The sequence below is a fragment of the Aurantibacter sp. genome (assembly GCF_039941195.1).
Lineage (GTDB): Bacteria > Bacteroidota > Bacteroidia > Flavobacteriales > Flavobacteriaceae > Aurantibacter_A.
The window spans coordinates 1-20,893 of the sequence record NZ_JBDVFA010000039.1 but is presented as its reverse complement, the minus strand read 5'-3'; the positions used below and the strand labels follow the sequence as shown (position 1 = coordinate 20,893).

General features: G+C 34.1%; 16 protein-coding genes. 11 read left to right on the top strand and 5 right to left on the bottom strand.

Annotation, left to right across the window (positions count from 1 at the left end; genetic code table 11):
- Positions 1 to 3: 3 nt before the first annotated feature.
- From ABJF52_RS07345 to ABJF52_RS07310, 8 genes are all read left to right on the top strand, one after another.
- On the top strand, positions 4 to 1,476 hold the full coding sequence (locus tag ABJF52_RS07345; protein WP_348148491.1) for an acetyl-CoA carboxylase biotin carboxylase subunit: 1,473 nt from the start codon (positions 4 to 6) through the stop codon (positions 1,474 to 1,476).
- A 27-nt stretch (positions 1,477 to 1,503) separates the two neighbouring features.
- Positions 1,504 to 3,045, top strand: a complete 1,542-nt coding sequence (locus tag ABJF52_RS07340; protein ID WP_348148488.1) for an acyl-CoA carboxylase subunit beta — start codon at positions 1,504 to 1,506, stop codon at positions 3,043 to 3,045.
- Between the two features lie 25 nt (positions 3,046 to 3,070).
- A complete protein-coding gene (locus ABJF52_RS07335; protein WP_348148486.1) occupies positions 3,071 to 4,426 on the top strand; it encodes a methylmalonyl-CoA mutase subunit beta in 1,356 nt (451 codons plus the stop codon).
- Positions 4,419 to 5,000, top strand: coding sequence for a hypothetical protein (locus ABJF52_RS07330; RefSeq protein WP_348148483.1), 582 nt, complete (start codon positions 4,419 to 4,421; stop codon positions 4,998 to 5,000). The genes ABJF52_RS07335 and ABJF52_RS07330 overlap by 8 nt, the downstream gene beginning before the upstream one ends.
- A complete protein-coding gene (scpA, locus tag ABJF52_RS07325) occupies positions 4,997 to 7,177 on the top strand; it encodes a methylmalonyl-CoA mutase (protein ID WP_348148481.1) in 2,181 nt (726 codons plus the stop codon). Before ABJF52_RS07330 ends, scpA begins: the two co-directional genes overlap by 4 nt.
- A 249-nt stretch (positions 7,178 to 7,426) precedes the next feature.
- On the top strand, positions 7,427 to 7,834 hold the full coding sequence (locus ABJF52_RS07320; RefSeq protein ID WP_348148478.1) for a response regulator: 408 nt from the start codon (positions 7,427 to 7,429) through the stop codon (positions 7,832 to 7,834).
- A 133-nt stretch (positions 7,835 to 7,967) separates the two neighbouring features.
- Complete coding sequence (locus ABJF52_RS07315; RefSeq protein ID WP_348148475.1) at positions 7,968 to 9,824, top strand: PAS domain S-box protein; 1,857 nt, start codon at positions 7,968 to 7,970, stop codon at positions 9,822 to 9,824.
- 243 nt (positions 9,825 to 10,067) lie between these two features.
- Positions 10,068 to 11,180 (top strand): Gfo/Idh/MocA family oxidoreductase, encoded by a 1,113-nt coding sequence (locus ABJF52_RS07310; protein ID WP_348148472.1) that lies wholly within the window; start codon positions 10,068 to 10,070, stop codon positions 11,178 to 11,180.
- Here the strand turns inward: ABJF52_RS07310 and ABJF52_RS07305 are convergent.
- The 5 genes from ABJF52_RS07305 to ABJF52_RS07285 form a co-directional block, all read right to left on the bottom strand.
- Positions 11,177 to 11,926 (bottom strand): SDR family oxidoreductase, encoded by a 750-nt coding sequence (locus tag ABJF52_RS07305; RefSeq protein ID WP_348148469.1) that lies wholly within the window; start codon positions 11,924 to 11,926, stop codon positions 11,177 to 11,179. The genes ABJF52_RS07310 and ABJF52_RS07305 overlap by 4 nt on opposite strands.
- A gap of 75 nt (positions 11,927 to 12,001) precedes the next feature.
- Complete coding sequence (locus ABJF52_RS07300) at positions 12,002 to 12,823, bottom strand: DUF1080 domain-containing protein (protein ID WP_348148466.1); 822 nt, start codon at positions 12,821 to 12,823, stop codon at positions 12,002 to 12,004.
- 112 nt (positions 12,824 to 12,935) lie between these two features.
- Positions 12,936 to 13,277, bottom strand: coding sequence for a hypothetical protein (locus ABJF52_RS07295; RefSeq protein ID WP_348148463.1), 342 nt, complete (start codon positions 13,275 to 13,277; stop codon positions 12,936 to 12,938).
- A gap of 358 nt (positions 13,278 to 13,635) precedes the next feature.
- Positions 13,636 to 14,271, bottom strand: coding sequence for a response regulator transcription factor (locus ABJF52_RS07290; protein WP_348148460.1), 636 nt, complete (start codon positions 14,269 to 14,271; stop codon positions 13,636 to 13,638).
- A complete protein-coding gene (locus ABJF52_RS07285; RefSeq protein WP_348148457.1) occupies positions 14,261 to 16,264 on the bottom strand; it encodes a sensor histidine kinase in 2,004 nt (667 codons plus the stop codon). Before ABJF52_RS07285 ends, ABJF52_RS07290 begins: the two co-directional genes overlap by 11 nt.
- Positions 16,265 to 16,465: 201 nt before the next feature.
- Here ABJF52_RS07285 and ABJF52_RS07280 point away from each other — a divergent pair, with 201 nt between their 5' ends.
- From ABJF52_RS07280 to ABJF52_RS07270, 3 genes are all read left to right on the top strand, one after another.
- Positions 16,466 to 17,089: a porin family protein gene (locus ABJF52_RS07280; protein WP_348148454.1), complete on the top strand. Its 624-nt coding sequence runs from the start codon at positions 16,466 to 16,468 to the stop codon at positions 17,087 to 17,089.
- A 23-nt stretch (positions 17,090 to 17,112) separates the two neighbouring features.
- On the top strand, positions 17,113 to 17,538 hold the full coding sequence (locus ABJF52_RS07275) for a hypothetical protein (RefSeq protein ID WP_348148451.1): 426 nt from the start codon (positions 17,113 to 17,115) through the stop codon (positions 17,536 to 17,538).
- 3 nt (positions 17,539 to 17,541) lie between these two features.
- Positions 17,542 to 20,893: M4 family metallopeptidase (locus ABJF52_RS07270; protein WP_348148448.1), on the top strand; the 3,352-nt coding region annotated here is incomplete at its 3' end.

Here is a 20,893-nt window from a genome sequence, read left to right as displayed (position 1 = left end):
TTAATGAAGAAAATATTAGTTGCCAATAGAGGTGAAATTGCCCTAAGAGTGATGAAAACCATTCGAAAAATGGGAATAAAGTGCGTGGCGGTTTATTCAGACGCAGACCGATATTCACCGCACGTAAAATTTGCTGATGAAGCAGTATACTTAGGTAATTCTGCTTCAAGTGAATCATATCTGGTAATAGAAAAAGTAATTGATGCGGCCAAGAAAACGAATGCCGATGGAATTCATCCGGGTTATGGATTCTTAAGTGAAAACGCTGAATTTGCTAGAAAAGTTTCTGAAAATGGTATAGTTTTTATTGGACCTAAAGTGCACGCAATTGAGGTAATGGGTAATAAATTGTCAGCAAAAGAGGCTGTTAAGTCTTATGACATCCCCATGGTGCCAGGTATTGATGAAGCTGTTACCGATGTGGCATTAGCAAATAGCATTGCACAAAAGATTGGTTTTCCCATTTTAATAAAAGCTGCAGCCGGTGGTGGTGGTAAAGGAATGCGGGTTGTAGCATCTTTAAAGGAATTACCAGAACAAATGAATCGTGCTATCAGTGAAGCTGAATCTGCTTTTGGCGATGGAGCAGTTTTTATCGAGAAATATGTGGGCTCCCCTCGGCATATTGAAATTCAAATACTTGCAGACGGACATGGTAATATTGTGCATCTATTTGAAAGAGAGTGTAGTATACAAAGAAGGCATCAAAAGGTAGTAGAGGAAGCACCTTCCGCAGTACTTACCCCAGAAATACGAAAAGCTATGGGTGAAGCAGCCGTTAAGGTTGCCAAGGCTTGTGATTATTTGGGTGTTGGTACCGTTGAGTTTCTGCTTGATGAAAACAAAAACTTCTATTTTTTAGAAATGAATACCAGACTTCAAGTAGAACATCCAGTAACTGAAATGATTACTGGTATAGACCTGGTTGAGCAACAAATAAGAGTAGCAAGAGGAGAAGAAATTGATTTTTCTCAAGAAGATTTGTCCATTTCTGGTCATGCATTAGAAGTTAGAGTATATGCTGAAGACCCGCTTGAAAATTTTATACCAAGTATAGGAGTTTTATTCTCTTATAAAAGACCTAAGGGTGAAGGTATACGTGTAGATGATGGGTTTGAAGAGGGTATGGAGGTTCCTATTTATTATGATCCTATGCTTTCTAAATTAATAAGCTATGGAGAAAATAGAGCAGCGGCTATTCAATTAATGATTGAAGCAATTGATAATTACAAAGTTGAAGGGGTTTCCACCACATTGTCGTTCGGAAAGTTTGTTTGTGAGCACGATGCTTTTAAATCAGGTAATTTTGACACCCACTTCGTAAAACAATACTTCTCTCAAGAAAAAGTTCAAAAACAAAAGGTTGAAGAACAAAAAATTGCTGCCATGGTAGGGTTAAAACTATACTTAGAGAATAAAGAAGATTTGAAATTACCGATTACCGAAGATTCTAATTGGCTTAAAAACAGGATGTAGTATTACAAACTAGAGTGAATTTTTATAATGAGCGATAAACAACAAATACTTAAAGATAAATTGTCTAAGTCTAATTTAGGAGGAGGACAAGAACGTATTGATAAGCAGCATTCGAAAAAAAAATTAACAGCTCGAGAACGTATTCATTTTTTGGTAGATGAAAATTCTTTTGAAGAAATGGGAGCTTTAGTAACGCATCGAACTAAAGATTTTGGAATGGAAAAGCAAATCTTTTATGGCGATGGAGTGGTCACAGGTTACGGTACAATTGCTGGAAGAAAAGTTTGTGTTTTCGCCCAAGATTTTACTGTTTTTGGCGGCGCATTATCAGAAACACATGCAGAAAAAATTTGTAAGATTATGGATTTGGCCATGAAAATAGGTGTCCCTGTAATTGGATTAAATGATAGTGGTGGAGCTCGTATTCAGGAAGGTGTTCGTTCACTTGGAGGTTATGCCGATATTTTTCATAGAAACGTAATGGCATCGGGGGTAATTCCTCAAATTTCTGCTATTATGGGGCCATGTGCAGGTGGCGCAGTTTATTCTCCTGCGATGACAGATTTCACCTTAATGGTAGAAAATTCTAGTTATATGTTTGTTACGGGCCCTAATGTTGTAAAGACTGTAACTAATGAAGAAGTAACTTCGGAAGAATTAGGAGGTGCCAAGACACACGCTACAAAATCAGGAGTAACACATATGACTGCTGCTAATGATATTGCCTGTATTAATCAGATAAAGCAATTGGTTAGCTATATGCCTCAAAATTGTGAAGATCTTCCCATTGAAATTCCTTTTGAGTTTGGTGATGAAATTCGTGAAGAATTGGAGCATATTGTGCCCGAGAATCCTAATCAACCCTATGATATGCGTAAGGTGATTAATGGTATAATTGATGAAAAAACTTTTTTTGAGATTCATAAAGATTATGCCGATAATATTGTTGTTGGTTTCGCTCGACTTGGCGGAAAAAGTATTGGAGTTGTTGCCAACCAGCCAATGAGTTTAGCGGGAGTTTTAGATGTCGATAGTTCTAAAAAAGCAGCTCGATTTACAAGGTTTTGCGATTGCTTTAATATTCCGTTGTTAGTATTAGTAGATGTACCAGGATTTTTACCTGGGACAGACCAAGAATGGAATGGAATTATTACCAACGGTGCAAAATTGCTGTATGCTTTAAGTGAAGCAACAGTACCTAAAGTAACTGTTATTACTCGAAAAGCTTATGGTGGTGCTTATGATGTTATGAATTCGAAACATATTGGTGCAGATTTAAATTATGCATGGCCTGGTGCTGAGATTGCGGTTATGGGTGCAAAAGGAGCTAGTGAGATAATCTTCCGAAAAGAAATAAATTCAGCTGATGACCCGGTTGCAAAACTAGCTGAAAAAGAAGCTGAATATGCTGAGAAATTCGCCAATCCCTATAGTGCGGCAGAACGCGGATTTATCGATGAAGTTATTCTTCCAAAAAACACACGTAGAAAACTGATTAAAACATATACGCTATTGGAGAATAAGGTAAGTAAGTTGCCTAAGAAAAAACATGGTAATATTCCTTTATAAATCGTATTTTATATAAAAAATAGTCATGTCACATTCATCCTTGTTTGATGATTTTTCTGAAGTTTCCGCAAAAGGATGGAAACAGAAAATCGAAGCTGACCTAAAAGGTGCAGATTATGAAAAAACGCTGATTTGGCATTCTCAAGAAGGTGTTTCAGTAGAGCCATTTTATCATAAAGAGAATAGTGTTGCTAACAGTATTCAAAAAAGTAAAAATGGCTGGCAAGTAGGTCAATTTATTGAAGTTGAAATTGCAAACAAGGCTAATTTAAGAGCGCTAGATTCGATAAAAAATGGAGCAAAAAGTATTTGGTTTGATATAATTTCAGAAAATATTGATTTTGAAATTCTATTGAACGCTATCGAATTAAAGTCGACTAATATTCACATTCATTTTCAAAAAGTAACAGTTAAAAACCGGCAATCGATTTTAAATTTTATTAAGAATACCAATAATGTGCAATTTCATTTCGATAGCCTTGGTAATCTTGCCAAAACAGGGAATTGGTTTTTAAATGAAAATGCTGATTTTAATTTTTTAAAAAGTTTATTAGAAGGTTCCCAAAAAAATACCATAACGGTAGATGCTAGTTTGTATCAAAATGCAGGTGCTACAATAATTCAGCAGTTGGCCTATGCTATGGCACATGCCAATGAATATTTAAATCAAAATAATAATAACACTTCAAAAGTGTTGTTTAAAGTAGCCATTGGGTCAAACTACTTTTTTGAGATAGCTAAAATTCGCGCACTTCGATTGTTATGGGCTACCCTAGCTTCGGAATACGAGTTGTCTGAAGAATGCCTCATTATGGCAACACCAACAAAACGAAACAAGACATTATATGACTATAATGTAAATATGTTGCGCACTAGTACCGAATGTATGTCTGCTGTTTTAGGCGGAGCCGATTTAGTTTGCAATCTACCATATGATGTTCTGTATCACGAACCCAATGATTTTGGAGATAGAATAGCATTAAATCAATTATTGATATTAAAAAATGAAAGTTATTTCGATAAAGTTGATAATGCTGCTGAGGGAGCCTATTATATCGAATCTTTAACACAAGAAATTGCTGAAAAGGCACTAGTGTTATTTAAGAATATTGAAGAATCAGGGGGCTTTTTAACTCAATTGAAATCAGGTGTTATACAAACTGAGATTGAAAAAAGTGCTGAAATAATTCAAAAGAGTTTCAATAACAGTGATACTGTTTTAGTAGGTACGAATAAATACCTAAATGTATCTGATAAGATGAAAGATACGATTCGAGTTAGCCCTTTTGTTATAACAGATTATGGTGAAACAAGTATTAGGCCAATAGTTGAAAAACGTTTAGCTACCACAATTGAACAAAAAAGATTGGACGATGAGTAGGAAAAAATATTTGATATTATTGCTTTGTATATCTGTGTCTTGTAAACAAGACTCTTTTTCTTACAAATATCATGAACAAATAGAGCTATTTAGCTGTGATTTAAAGGATGCTAAAATGTTCAAAGAAGCCCTATATAGCTTTGAAGATGACTTGAAAAATTATTATACAGATAGTGATACTAAAGAAAATGCATATGAGGTTTTTGTTAATGCTGTAGAAGGTGGTAACACTGTGAATAGGGTAAAGATTGTTTCAGACCATTCTATAAATGTTTTTAAAGAACTTCGAAAAATTGACAATTTGTGGATAGTGACAGATTCTAAAAATAGTGGCTTTAATTATAATCATCCGATTTTTGCATGTATAGAAAAGAATATTCAAGATGTAGAACTAAAAGGAACATTTTCTGTTCTTAGAAAGAATAATAGTTTAAGACCAAACCTAATTATTTCACGCATTAAAGATAATTATACATCTTGGGCAGATACTGAAGATAAGGCTCTTGATTTGTATGTTTCTTTGGAATTTTACTACCACCATATGTCTCATATGTTTATACCAAAACGAAGATGAATAGGAAAGATTTGAGTCATATTAGCTTGAGGATGGAAAACGGAAGACCGAGGAAGAACGTTCAGTCTGGTTCTGTCGAGATCTATGAAACAGCGGAGAAAATTCAACTGAAACCTTCATATTCAAAAGAAGATATAAAAGAATCAGAACATCTAGATTTCGCCGCTGGAATTCCCCCTTATTTACGTGGACCTTATTCAACAATGTATGTTAGAAGACCATGGACCATACGTCAATATGCAGGATTTTCAACGGCCGAAGAGAGTAATGCATTTTATAGAAGGAATTTAAAAGGAGGTCAAAAAGGGCTTTCTGTAGCTTTTGATTTGCCAACACATCGTGGTTATGATAGTGATCATGAAAGGGTAGTGGGGGATGTTGGAAAAGCGGGAGTGGCTATAGATTCTGTGGAGGATATGAAGGTTTTATTCAATAATATTCCATTGAATGAAATGTCGGTTTCTATGACTATGAATGGAGCTGTTTTGCCAATTATGGCTTTTTATATTGTAGCTGCTGAAGAGCAAGGTGTGGCCCTAAACCAATTGAAAGGTACTATTCAGAATGATATTCTCAAGGAGTTTATGGTACGTAATACATACATCTATCCACCGAAACCCTCAATGCAGCTAGTGGCAGATATTTTTGAATACACCAGTAAGTTTATGCCAAAATTTAACAGTATAAGTATTTCTGGGTATCACATGCATGAGGCGGGAGCCACTGCAGATATTGAGTTAGCTTATACTTTAGCTGATGGATTGGAATATATTAGAACAGGACTTGATTCCGGATTAGATATTGATGATTTTGCGCCCCGTTTATCATTTTTCTGGGGAATAGGAATGAATCATTTTATGGAAATTGCTAAGCTAAGGGCTGCGCGCATGTTATGGTCGAAAATTGTGAAACAATTTAATCCTCAAAATCCAAAGTCTTTATCGCTAAGAACCCATTGCCAAACTAGTGGTTGGAGTTTAACGGAACAAGATCCATTTAATAATGTAGCGCGGACAACTATTGAGGCTGCCGCAGCGGTTTTTGGCGGTACTCAGAGTTTGCATACCAATGCATTAGATGAAGCTATTGCATTACCCACAGATTTTTCGGCTAGAATAGCAAGGGAAACTCAATTGTACCTGCAGGAAGAAACACAAATAACGAAAACTGTAGATCCATGGGCGGGTAGTTATTACGTAGAGTATTTAACAGATCAACTTGCGAAAAAAGCATGGAGTTTAATACAAGAAGTTGAAGATTTAGGAGGTATGACAAAGGCTATAGAGGCTAGTATTCCTAAAATGAGAATTGAAGAGGCTGCTGCCAGAAAGCAGGCACGTATTGATAGTGGTCAAGATATTATTGTTGGGGTAAATAAATTTCAGCTTAATGAAGAAGAAGAGCTAAAAATATTAGAAGTTGATGATAATGAGGTGCGTAGACAACAATTAGCGCGACTTGCAAAAATTAAATCAACTAGAAATGAAGATGAAGTACAACATTCACTAAAAAGACTTACGGAAGCCGCTGAATATAAAATGGATTCTAAACAGGAAACTGTAATAAGGCTATCTAAAGAAGAAAACAATTTGTTAGCTTTAGCGGTAAATGCTGCAAGAGTTAGAGCTACATTGGGCGAGATAAGTATGGTGTTGGAGCAAGTATTTGGGAGGCATAAGGCAATAATAAATTCATTTTCAGGGGTGTATTCTAAAGAAATTAAAGACGACAGTAGCTTTAATAAAGCTCAAGAAATGGCAGACCGTTTTGCTATTCAAGATGGCCGAAGACCGAGAATTATGATTGCAAAAATGGGTCAAGATGGGCATGATAGGGGAGCGAAGGTTGTGGCTACGGGATATGCAGATTTGGGTTTCGATGTAGATATAGGTCCTCTCTTTCAAACTCCTGAAGAGGCTGCTAAACAGGCTGTTGAAAATGATGTTCACATTCTTGGTGTGTCATCTTTAGCGGGAGGTCACAAAACTTTGGTACCACGTGTAGTTGAAGAGTTAAAAAAATATAACCGTGATGATATCATGGTAATCGTTGGTGGTGTAGTGCCAAAGCAAGATTATCAATTTTTATTCGATGCAGGAGCGGTGGCTGTTTTTGGACCAGGAACAAAGATTAGCGAAACAGCAATTCAAATTCTTGAGATTCTACTTGATGATTAATTTTTAAGATGTATTAGAAGGTGTTTTTTCTTCTTTTTAAGTAGGTAATAAATTTTAACAAATAAATTCTTACATTTAGTATAATATTGGTATAATTTTGTAGTTCTAAATGTGTAGGTGTACTGACTTGACCTATATAATTATAAACGCAGTAAAAACTGTGATAAATGTTGTTCCCCTATAAAAATAGTATAATGTAAACGCGGAATTAGATGAATAATTTCTAGTTCATTTTTAATTGAAATTTATATGTCAAAACAACTTGATTCTATATTGTTATTGGATGATAATTATTCAACCAATTTTATTCATAAGAAGTTTATTGCAGATGCTAATTGCTCGAAGAATATTGTTGATTTTCAAAGTGGTATTGATACGTTGGAGTACTTAAAATCAACGGATAATATGATGCCAGAGTTAATATTTATCGATATTAATATGCCAATAATGAGCGCTTGGGAATTTTTAGACGCTTTTAATGAATTAGAAAGACAGGACAAAGACAACACAGTAATCATCTTATTAACAACATCATTGAGTCCAAATGATGAAGAAAAAGCAGCAAATATTAGTCAAATAAATGGCATTTGGCTAAAGCCTTTGTCTGAGGACAAGATTGGTGCAATAATTCAAAAATACTTTGAATTAAGTGATTAAAGATAAGGTGCATACAACAGAATGAAAATGTTTCACAACAAATATGTGCGCTTTCTCAACATTAGAGCCTAATAGTAAGGTGATAATTATATATTGTAGGAAAATTACTATAAAAATTAAATAATCCTACAAAATGATCAACAATAATCCCATCTCTAATTTAAATCTTGCTTGGCTAGAGCAAGTCCCATCCTGCATAGCTTTACTTGATACAGATTTTTGTCTAATTGATGCTTCAGAACAGTGGTTTGACAAGTTTGCATTAGTGAGCAGTGAGGTAAAAGGAAAAAATATATTTGAACTTTTTCCAAGATTATCTGAAAATTGGAAAACAAAATTAGAGTACGCTTTAGATGGTTTAAAAGATATTCAGATTATTGATAAAGCTGAAGTAGGTGATGGTGCCGAAGGTAATTTTATTTGGTATTTAAACCCATGGAAAGATAGTGATGGTAAAAGTATTGGGGTAATGGTTAATGTTAAGGATGTAACTGAAACAAAAAGGTTACAAATGGAACTAAACAGAACCAATAAACTGTTAAAGGAAAGGGGTAGTATTGCCAAAATAGGAAGTTGGGAATATAATGTTGAAAAGGAACAAGTTTATTTGTCACCATTAGTTCAGGAAATTTTTGACATTCCACAAAACTCATTACTTACTTTAAAAAGTGTAATTAATTTTTACAAAAAGGAGTCAGCTAAAAGAAAGATGGAACTTGCGATTAATGAAGCTATTAATAGTGGGACTCCATGGGATGAGAATTTAGAAATGATTTCTAAAGATGGCCGTCCACTTTGGGTTAATACTATTGGTCGTCCTAAATTTAAAGATGGAAAATGTGCTAGAATAATTGGTACAGTCCAAGATGTTACATCAAAATTTGTGGCTATTAAAAGTAAAAAATCTGACACTAAAAAAGCAAAAAACGAATATCAACAAATTTTTAAGTCATCACCTATAGGAATGGCTGTTACCGATTATGCTTCGGGTAAATTTCTTGAAATTAACGAAAAGTTCTGTAGTATAACTGGATTTAATGAAGACGATTTAATAGGTAAATCATATAAAAGCTTTCAGTTATTAAGTAGTTCTTCAGATAAATCAAATATGTTAAAGCAATTGTCGATTACGGATATGTTTGAGTTGTCTGGGTTGAATTATACAGCTAAAAATGGAGAAAAACGTAAAATAAACTTAGCCGGAAAATTAATTAATAATCCCAATGAAAATAAAAAAATTATTACTTCAATAATTAACGTTTCCGCTCCTAATAGACGGAGCGAAAATTTAAGCAAACAAGTAAGCGAAGCAAATAAGAATATAGATAAGTTGGTGAATTTCGCCCACATGATATCTCATAATCTTAAGGGGCATGCGACCAACAATGCATTATTGTTAAACTTTTTGGAAAAAGAAGAATGCGAGATTGAACGTAAAAAATTATTAACAATCCTGAAAGAAGGGAATAAGAACGTAACGGAAACTACAAAAGGTTTGCGTGAGATAGTTTCGATTAGTAATAATAACAAGCTAAAAAAAGAATTTTTAATAGTTAATGATTTTGTATATCGCGCAGAACAGCGATTAACAGGACTTATTAAGAGTGAAAATGCCAAGATTATTAATGAAATAGGGGATGATTTTGAGGTAAATGCCTTACCTGCTTATCTAGAAAACATTCTGGTGAATTGTTTGTCAAATGCAATTAAATTCCGGAAGGTTGGAAAAACTCCAGTTGTGGTAATTAGTGCTGAAAAAAATAAAACACATACCATAATATCTATAGAGGATAATGGAATAGGGATAGATTTATATAAAAATAAAAATAAACTATTTGGACTTTATAAAACTTTAGGGAATAATGAAGATGCGAGAGGAATGGGATTATATCTAACCAAATATCAAGTAGATTTAATGAAAGGGAAAATTGAAGTGGAAAGCGCCTTGGGGGAAGGAACAACCTTTAAAGTCTATTTTCCTAATAAGTAAATTATAATTATTTCAATCAACCTATGTGGTAGGTTGAATTGTTTTTGAAAATAATACAGTTGAGTGTTGTGTATGAGATTTTTGGGGGATCTCGAAATTTGAAAAGCCTTTCTTGAAAAAGAGAGGCTTTTGCTTTGTAGAACGATGCTACACTAGTCCGTTTCAAGAATTTAATTTATGACAATAATTTATGATTGCTTCTTAGTAGTTAAAACACTATTTTTAGAATAAATCTTATAGGTCATGAGTTCAAGAAGAAATTTTATTGAAAAGGTTACAGTTTCGGCAATAGGGATGCCATTATTGTTTAATTCTCCTAATCTTTTAGCGGCGACAGAAGCGTCTTATGATGGTCCTGTTTTGAGGGTTGCTATTATGGGTTTAGGTAGTTATGGTTCTCGAGTTGCTAAAGCAATGGTTGATTGTAAAAAGGCTAAATTGGTAGGCGTTATTAGTGGAACACCTTCAAAAATTAAAGATTGGCAGGCTAAATATTCCATTCCGAAGAAGAACTGTTATAACTACGATAATTTTGATGCTATAAAGGATAATGATGATATTGATGCAGTTTATATAATTACTCCAAATGGTTTGCATTGTGATCAAACTATACGGGTGGCCAAAGCCGGAAAGCATGTAATCTGTGAGAAGCCAATGGCTATTAGTGTAGCAGAGGGCCAGAAAATGGTTGATGCTTGTAAGGCTGCTAAGGTAAAGTTGTTAATAGGATATCGTATGCATTACGAACCAAAAACTAAAGCCCTAATTCAAATGCGTATGAATGGTGAATTTGGTACGCCTAAATTTTTTCAAGGTCAATCAGGTTTTGTAATTGGCGACCCTACACAGTGGCGTTTAAATAAAGAACTTGCGGGCGGTGGTGCTATGATGGATATTGGAATTTATTCAATTAATGGAGCTAGATATATTCTTGGTGAAGATCCCATATGGATTACAGCTCAAGAAACAAAGACAGATCCCGTAAAGTTTAAAGAAGGTGTTGATGAAACCATTCAATTTCAAATGGGTTTTGCTAGTGGAGCAGTAGCAAATTGTCTTTCCTCATATAATATCGGTAATTTGGATCGTTTTTACATGTCCGGTTCTGATGGATGGTTAGAAATGAAACCTTCTACAGGTTACGGGCCAATAAAGGGGCGTACCCATAAAGGGGAGTTAAATCAGCCTCATGTTACTCATCAAACTTTACAAATGGATGGTATGGCAGAATTAATATTTAACGGTAAACAACCAATAGTTCCATTAGATGGTGAGGAAGGTGTGAAGGATATGAAAATTATTGAGGCAATTTTTGAAGCTGCAAAAACTGGAAAAAAAGTTGAAATAAGTATTTAACCTCTGCCGATGTACGGCATTTGATTAGCCATAATAGTTACAAAAGGGACATTGGTATTTAATGGTAAATTGGCCATATAAACTATAGTTCGTCCAATGTCATTTATGTTTATAGTTGCTTCGGCTTTTAAAGATCCATCGGCTTGCATTATTCCTTTTTCTATAGTTTGGGTCATTGCACTTGCAGCATTACCTATATCTATTTGTCCGCATGCAATATTGTATTTTCGACCATCCAAAGAAGTGGATTTTGTTAACCCAGTGATTGCGTGTTTACTAGCGGAATAAGGAGCTGATTGAGGTCGAGGTACATGGGCTGAAATTGACCCATTATTAATAATTCTACCCCCTTGGATTTTTTGATTTTTCATTATTTTAAAAGCCTCTTGTGTACATAGAAAAACACCGGTTACATTAGTGTTTAATACATTCTGCCATTCTAATAAAGTAACGTCTTCAAGAGGTTTTGCAGGAGCACTTATACCGGCATTATTAAAAAGTAAGTCTAATCGGTCATATTTTTTCTTGGTTTTTTGAAACAGAAGTTCAACACTGCTCTTATTGGTAATGTCAGTTGTTATCACTGTTGTGTTTTTATATTCACAAAGCGCTGCAGTTTCTTCTAGTGGTTTTTTGCGTCTACCCGCTAAAACCACTGTCCAATTGTTTTCATTAAGGGCTATTGCCACAGCTCTTCCTATACCCGACCCCGCTCCTGTTATAATTGCGATTTTTGTATTATTCATGGTATCTGTTTAAATATTAGGATAGAATTTCTAAATCCAAAATAGAAATACTTTTTAGGATATAATCGATTTTATTTAATACTCAAGTAATTCTATTTTTCTAAAGTCGATTGGGTGGCTATTGGATTGAAAAGAAATGTACCCGCTTTTTACTGAATCATTTCCATTCTTTATAAATGCTTTTGCGTATTCATTTTCAGGATTGTATGTAGGATTTGAATAACTCATAATTTCTTCACCATTGACGAAATGTTTCATTTTTCCTTCATTTACATCAATTTCTACGATCACCCATTGGTCACCATGAAAAGTTCGGGCAACCCTGGCTGGAGTACAAGATGAGGTGCTTTTAACACCGTCAATTTCGACGTGAGTACCTATGCCACAAATCGCACCCAATGGTCTTTCGTCAACACCGTTGCCACCATGCAGATTGTATTCTAAACATATAGGGAAGCGTTGATTTAATTTAACCGTATTGGGTGGTTGTGTGTGAATTTGAACACCACTATCGCGATATCCCCATTCAGGAGCTCCTGCTGCGGTTTCACCAACAAATCGGTATTCTACCTTTAATCTGTAATTTGTTAATACTTTGTCATAGAACAGTGCTCCAAACCGCTCACCAAGTTCTGGACCATATTCATCATATCTAATACTTAAGATTCCATCTTCAACCCTAAAGGTGTTTCCAAAATTTTCAGCTAATGGATAGCCATTTATTTTCATAGTCCATCCTGATAAATCTTTACCATTAAAAATAGCAGTCCACTCATTTTCTGATTTTTCTTCATCTACTTCAAGTTTTTTGGGTTGTTTTTCCTTGCAAGAAATTACTATTAGTAGTGTAATGGTGAAAAACAAGATGTTTAGGTATTTAGTCTTGGATGCTTGCATGGGTTTTTAATAGTTATATTGATTTTAAAAATAACAATATAACTAAGAAGATATCTAAAGAGAAGGATTTTATTCTCGATTTATAGTGTTCGTTTACAATGCAATTAATAATCTAATTGCTAATAGATGGTTTTTTAAAAGGTATCCAACCAATAAGAATTATTATAACAGGTATGATCATAAAATAAATGGAGCTAACACCAAATTGATATAGCATTACTTGATTTAAGATGAAGTAGGCTGTGTAAAAATATATGGTGAATTTTAGCATATGCCAAAAGGCCATTGCACAAGAGAGTGCGACTATTGCTGTAATAATTTTATAAGGAGGATACCAACTGGCAACTAGATGGTCTGGCATAGTATATATTGAAAATAAAATTAGCAGTATTTCCATTAATCCAAGAGCACAAATAATTTTTATGGCTAATGGTCTTTCAATATTATCTAACATAAATTCCTCTAATTATAAAAAGTAGTGTTTGCTTCGAAATACGGCATCGTAAATACTGCGCTGCCTTTTGCTTGAATACTTAATAATCTATAATAAATTTAAAATAAGATAAATGATGCAAGCACTGTATTTTACAGGTGATTTATCAGTTTAAACAGCATAAAGCTCGATAAAATGCATGCATAATACTTTTTCCTGATAAAGGCCGTAAGTTATTCAAGACTAGCTTCTAGCATTAAGTCTTGTAGCAAGTTGGAATTTTTTTTTGCAATAAAGAAAAAAGGGTCAAAAAATACCGGAAAACCAGTAGAAAAAAATACATGGATTAGGGTATGTTTTTTTGAAAGATAACAAGTGGTTAAATCAACTTTTTTTCAACGGCAATCTTGATTAATGAGGCAGCATTTGAAACTTCCAGTTTTTGCATGAGATTGCGTCTGTGTGTTTCTACAGTTAGCGGACTTATAAATAATTCATCAGCGATGGTGTTGGTTGTTTTTCCTTCTGCAATCAGCTTTAATATATGTTTTTCTCTTCTGGTGAGTTTGGGTAAATCACGACTTTCTTGAGTTACTGAATCTGCTAAAATTTTTTGTACTTCGCTACCAAAATAAAAATTTCCATCATCAACTTGTGTAATAGCATTTACTAGCTCATCGGCAGTAGCATTTTTAAGCAAATATCCTTTCACACCATTTTTAATCATCTGATTAATAATACTTGGTTCGCTGTAAGTGCTAAGTCCTATTATTCCAATATTTGCTCTAAGATTAAGAATTTTTGTGACCATTTCTACGCCATTAATATCTGGTAAATTTACATCTAAGAGAATAACATCAACCGTATTGTTTTTTAAAAAAGCAAGAGTGTCGGTGCCATTTACAAAATGTGTTTTGACACTTACTCGTATATCATCGCTTAACAATGTTTTTAGCCCTTCGATAACCATAGGATGGTCATCAACAATTAATATATGAATTGGCTTATGCTGCATCTACTGTAATTTGAACATTAACTGTGGTTCCTTCATTTGCTTCTGAATGAAATTCTAAATCGCCTTTTAAATAAGCTACTCTAGTTCTTAGATTATCTATTCCCATACCGCCTTCTTTGTACACAAGTTTATCCTTATTAAAGCCCGTACCATTGTCTTCTACAGTAATGTCAACTTTATTTCCATCGCGCATATATTGCACCAAAACCTCTGAAGCATTTGCGTGTTTTATCGCATTATTTATAAGTTCTTGTATTACACGATACATAGTAACCTGTTGATTTAAGTTTATATCTTTTTCAGTTCCATAAAATTGTAACGTTACTTTAGTGTCACTTCCTGTCATACTACTGCAATAATCTTTAAGTGCTGCCTGCAATCCAAATTTAACTAAGGTTTCAGGCATCATATTTCGAGCAATAGAGCGGAGTTCAGTGAGTGAATCGTCCAAATCTTTCATAACTTTTTGCAGTTGAACCTTCGGGTATTCTTTGGGTTCATCTTTATTTAGTTTGGAAAGGTTAAGGCTTATACCAGACAGCCTTCCGCCCAAACCATCATGTAAGTCGATAGCAAGTCTTTTTCTCTCTTTTTCTTGGCCTTCAATCATTGCAGAAAACACTTTGTTTTGTTGTTCTTGTTTTAAGTACGCCACTTCTGCTTCTTGTTTTAGCTCCTTTTTTTTGGCGCTTCTTAGTTTACTATTATAGCCGTAGTACCCAATAAAAAGCAGTAAGGCAAGTATGCTTGCTACAGCACCTAACATATATGTTTGAGATTTTTTCTTTTCAAGGTTTAGCGCAGCTTCACTTTTTTCATTTTTAAGGGCAAGAATCTCTTTTTCCTTAGTAGCAGTTTTGTATTGTATTTCAAGCTGTTGCATAGCATTATCCAAATTCTCTTCTCGAATTGAATCTCTGGCTATCGAAAAATCTTTTAAGTAATTGTAAGCAGACTTGTAATTGTTTAGGGCAGCTTCATAATTGGCAAGTCTAAAATAAGAACCGATTATATCATCTTTAGTATGTTTTGTATCACTAAAGTTGATATACTTTAAGGTGTAATCTTTGGCTTTAGCAAAATCACCCATTTTTTCGTAAATAATCGCATATCGTTGATAGAGTAACTTTATATAATAATTTGTTTTATTCGCCTCACAAAAATCATAAGACTTGTCTAGGGCATCTAATGCTCGCTTATATTTTCCTATTTTTCCATAATACAGACCAAGTTCTCCGTAATAAGGACCTTGATAAAATGAGTTTGGAATCTTATCTAAATTTTCTTTAGCTATATCTAGCACTGTTTTCATACGTTCTAAAGAATCCATTTCAACCAATGTAGTTGTAAAGGCTAAGCTGTGATATATCATATCTTCTGGTGAGCCTACTTCTTCATATTGCTTTTGGCTTATGGTAAACATCTCATAGGATCTCTCCAGAAGAGAAATATTCCCATATTTTATGGCTAAGCTAGTATTGCCATTAGCTACAAACATTTTATCGCCCATTTTCTGAGCAATAGGTATGGTCCTTGCAATAGTTTCGATTTCTTTTTCTACGTTGCCTTCATAACCATAAGCCACACCTAAATTGTAAATACCACGCAACCATATTTTCATGTTGCCTGCAGATGAGTCTTTTGCTATTAGTTTGTCTGCAAAAGAATTTCCTCTTACAAAATACTTTTTGGCATTTTCTGCATCAAAATAATCAAGATAACCACCAGCCACATTAATATTTGCATCGGCCATTCCTTTTAAATAGTTGGTCTTTTTGCTTAAAGCGATAGCCTTAAAACCGTTTTCAAAACATTTTAAAGAATCTACGCCTCCATAACTTCTTGCTAATTCACTCAGAATGTTAACACGTGTGGTATCGTGCGAAGCTATTTTAAGCGCATTTTCTAAACTATCAATTCGCTGTTCTCGACCAGTTTGAGCCGAACTAGCAAAGGATAGCAATAGTATTAAAATGTAAATAATTGAACGCATTAAAGTATCTGGTTTTCTACTAATCTAGTGCCAATATACTATATCTATAGGTCACTATAAACACCCTGTAATCAATATACTGGAAAACCAGTAGAAAAAAATACAATCAAGATGGTATTTCAGAAACAAGCATTTCAAAATACCTTGCTAACATCAAATTAGGACAAATTCTAATCAATAAATAACAAACAACATTTAATTATGAAAAAGGAAGTTAAAGTACTATTAGTAATGGCTATTACATTATTAAGTTTTAATGCAAATGCACAATTTGGAGCGAAAGCTGGATTAGGAGTTTCTAGCTGGACACTTAAAGATCGCGACACAAATGCAGGGCAACAATTATTTAATGCAGGTTTCTCTTTTCATTCCGGTTTTGGTTACGAAATAGAGTTAGGTGATAATGCTTCATTGGAACCTGCTTTAATGTTTACGCAAAAGACTTTTAGTATTGAATCTACAAATGTTACAAATTATGCTAAAGTAAAAACATCATTTGTTGAAATGCCTTTCAATGCAAAAATTTATGTAGTAGACCTTGGAAGCGAAGCGCGATTATATGCGCTTGGTGGGGGTTATGTAGCTTATATGATTTCGGCAAAGTCTAATGGTAATAAGCTAGATATAGGTAATAAGGATTCTGATGTTTATAAAACACTAGATGGTGGCTTAAATATTGGTGCTGGAGTAAAACTATTTGAATCTTTAAATGTAGATCTTTCAGGGGCTATTGGAATAGCAAATCTTTCAAGTGATCAAACCAATGGTTTGGTTAGTAAACTAAATGTGGTAAGGCTTACAGTGACTTATCAGTTTGGCGGATAAACAATAAAAACAAAAATGTAAAGATGAAATTGACACTCCTGTTTTCTTGTATGCTAGTGCTAACTTTTTTAGGGTGCAAATCGCAACAATATACTTTTGAGGAATTACCTGATAAACAAATAGTTTTCGGAAATGGTGGTGGTATGACCGGTGCAACGAATACGTATGTGCTTATTGAAAATGGTCAACTTTTCTACTCAAATTCTATAACAAAAGAAGTTACTGAGTTAGATGCGATCTCTAAAAAGGAGGCGAAGCTTATTTTTTTGAAACTTCAAGAGTTGTCAATTTCTGAATTAGATTTTAACCATCCAGGCAATCGATATTATTTTTTAGAGGAAGTAAGTTTAGACAATAAACACAGAATTATATGGGGCTCTGAGGGTTACAAAATTTCCGATGAATATTCGAATTTTTATAAGCAACTAAAAAAACTAATAGCATTATAAGTTATGAAACGAGAACTACAAATATTAGCTTTTATATGTTGCTTTTTCTCTGCATCTATACTATTAGCTCAGGATTCTTTTGATGATAAAAAGCACAAAAGTGGTGTGTCTGCCAAGATTGGTAGTGTTAAAAAGTTCAATACACTTAAAATGGTTGCTAAGAAAACAAGTTCGAGTAAAATAGGACGAACGAATTTTCAAATGCCATCAGTTTTTAATCGGGCATCTGTAATTTCAAAGTATGAACACAAAATTTTGAATAAATCAGAAAGTGGTTTGCCCTTGTTTATAAAAAGTTCAGCAACACGAGAAACAGCAGCCTTAACAGCAAAGCAATCTTTTGAAATCACCATTAATGATTATTTAATTGATGTAAAACATTTACTTCAAATAAATGACCCAACTACAGAGTTTGAAGAGATTTCTAATAAGGTTGATAAATTAGGTCAGACCCATATTAAATTGCAACAAGTATTTCAGGGGGTGAAAGTTTATGGAAGTGAAGTGGTTTTGCATTTTGACGAAAGCAAGAAAGTAAGTGCTTTAAACGGAAGAAATAAGCCAACACCTATAATTGAAAGTACAGTACCTAAAATATCTGTTTCCGATGCTTTGCAAGCGGTTGAAATGGATTTAGGAACTAAATTAAATAATAAGAATTTAGTTATGGGTCTTTCTCAATTTACAAATTCTGACTTAGAAGAAGAGCTCTTAATTTATCCTTTTGAAGGAAAAAATATTTTAGCAAGACACTTAACGGTGTTCCCAAACCCAAAAGATCGCTGGGAATATTTTATTGACGCTCAATCAGGTCAAATAATTAATAAATATTATCATACCTGTACTTTGTACCATAGTTTAAATGAAGATAGTCATTCACATTCGACTGCTTTGGTGCCTCCAACAAATGGTAATGGCGTTGACTTGAATGGCGTAAATAGACAGTTAAAAACATATAGTGTTGGTGATAAAAATTATTTAATCAATGCTTCGGAGGTAATGTTTAATGAAAGTCAATCTGAAATGCCAGACAACCCAGTTGGAGCAATAATGACATTAGATTTAAGAAATGAAGCACCAGAAGAAGGGGTTGCCATTTATCATGTTACATCTATAAGTAATAATTGGGATAACCCAACCGCAGTTTCAGCACATTATAATGCTGAAGTTTCATATAACTATTTTAAAAACACATTTAATAGAAATTCAATAAATGGCCAAGGGGGTACAATTATTTCCTTTATAAATGTAGGTGACGAAAACGGGGAAGGTTATGATAATGCATTTTGGAATGGAAAGGCAATGTTTTATGGTAATGGTAAAGTTGCCTTTAAACCTTTAGCTGGTAGTTTAGATGTTGGTGGGCATGAAATGTCTCATGGTGTTATTGGGGCCACAGCAAATCTCGAGTACTTAAATCAATCAGGTGCAATTAATGAGTCTTTTGCTGATATTTTTGGAACAATGATTGATCGTGATGATTGGCAATTGGGTGAAGATGTAGTAAATAGTAATGTTTTTACTTCGGGTGCAATGCGCGATATGCAGAATCCAAATAACGGAGTAAATTCTAATGAAGAAGGATGGCAGCCAAAAGATATGAGTGAGTATTATTCAGGTACCGCAGATAATGGAGGTGTTCATATTAACAGTGGTATACTAAACAGAGCTTATTATTTAGTAGCAACGGATATTAGTAAAAACAAAGCGGAGCAAATTTATTACCGAGCATTGGATAATTATTTAACGGTGTCGTCGCAATTTATAGATCTTCGGCTAGCTATAATTCAATCTGCAATAGATTTATATGGTGAAAATGGATCTGAAGTAACTGCAGTTAGAAATGCTTTTGATACAGTAGGAATTACCGATGGTGAAGGAAGTGATACTGATAGAGATGTTCCGGTTGCTAACGGTGATGATTTTATTCTTAGTCTAGATATAGATACTGATAATCCAAATACTTTATACGTGTCTGACACAGCCGCGACGGAATATTATGCATTAACAACAACTGGAATTTATAGAAAACCAAGTGTGGCCGATGATGGTAGTTTAGCTATTTATGTAACTGAAGATAATACTGTAAACGCCATAAGCCTTGATTTAAATAATATTGAGGAGACCATAATATCGGCGGAACCAATTTGGGCAGCCGTTTCACTTTCAAAAGACGGAACAAAATTAGCTGCAGTTATAAATGATGAATCTAATGTTATCTTTATTTCTGATTTAATAAGTGGAGATTCAAGATCTTTTGAATTGTATAACCCTACCTCTGCAGATGGTGTAACAACTGGTGAAGTATTATATCCGGATGCATTAGAATGGGATTATTCAGGGCAGTATCTCATTTATGATGCCTTAAATAGTTTGCGAAACGGTGAAGGTGAGAATATAGAATATTGGGATGTTGGTGCAATGAAAGTATGGGACAATCAGACCAATACATATGGTGATGGTAGCATTCAAAAAATATTTACCAATTTACCCGAAGGTGTAAGTATAGGTAATCCATCATTTTCAAAAACTTCAGGTAATATTATAGCCTTCGATTATTTTGATACTTTAAATGGTGTTTATGAAGTAATTTCGGCAAATATTGAGACCGGTGATGTGAAAACTGTCTATGAAAATAACAAATTAGGATTCCCTAATTATTCAAAAACAGATGATAAAATCATATTTGACACTTTTAATGGTAGTGATGAAAATATTTTGACCATCAATATGGCTGCAGATAGAATTAGTCCGTCTGGCAATGCTTCCGAATTAATTCCAGATGGTAAATGGGGTATTTGGTATACCGTAGGTTCTAGAAGTACCTTAAGTAGTGAAAAAGAAATTACTGATTTCCGATTTAATATAACGGCGCCACCTACAGTGGCTTCAATTAATGGGAATGAAATTTCGGTAACTCTTCCAAGTAACATTAATCCAGAAAATTTAGTTGCAACTTTCGCTATTTCCGCGAGCGCCTCAATTGCTGTTTCGGGTGTTAATCAACAAAGTGGTGTATCTGCGAACAATTTTACGAACCCCGTTACATATACAGTAACTGCGGAAGATGGTTCCACAAAAAACTTTACCGTAAGTATTGGTGGTAGTATTCCTAATAACCCTAATGACGATGATAATGATGGCGTAATTAATGTAGATGACCAATGCCCAAATACTCCATTTGGCACAGCGGTTGATGTAACAGGATGCGAAATTTTCTCATTACCTAGTACTAATTTTAGTGTGTCTGCTAAAGGCGAATCTTGTGTAAATACTGCTAATGGTAGCGTAACTGTTTTGGCTGTTGCTAATTACAATTATACAGCAACATTGACCGGGAACGGGGTAAATAAAA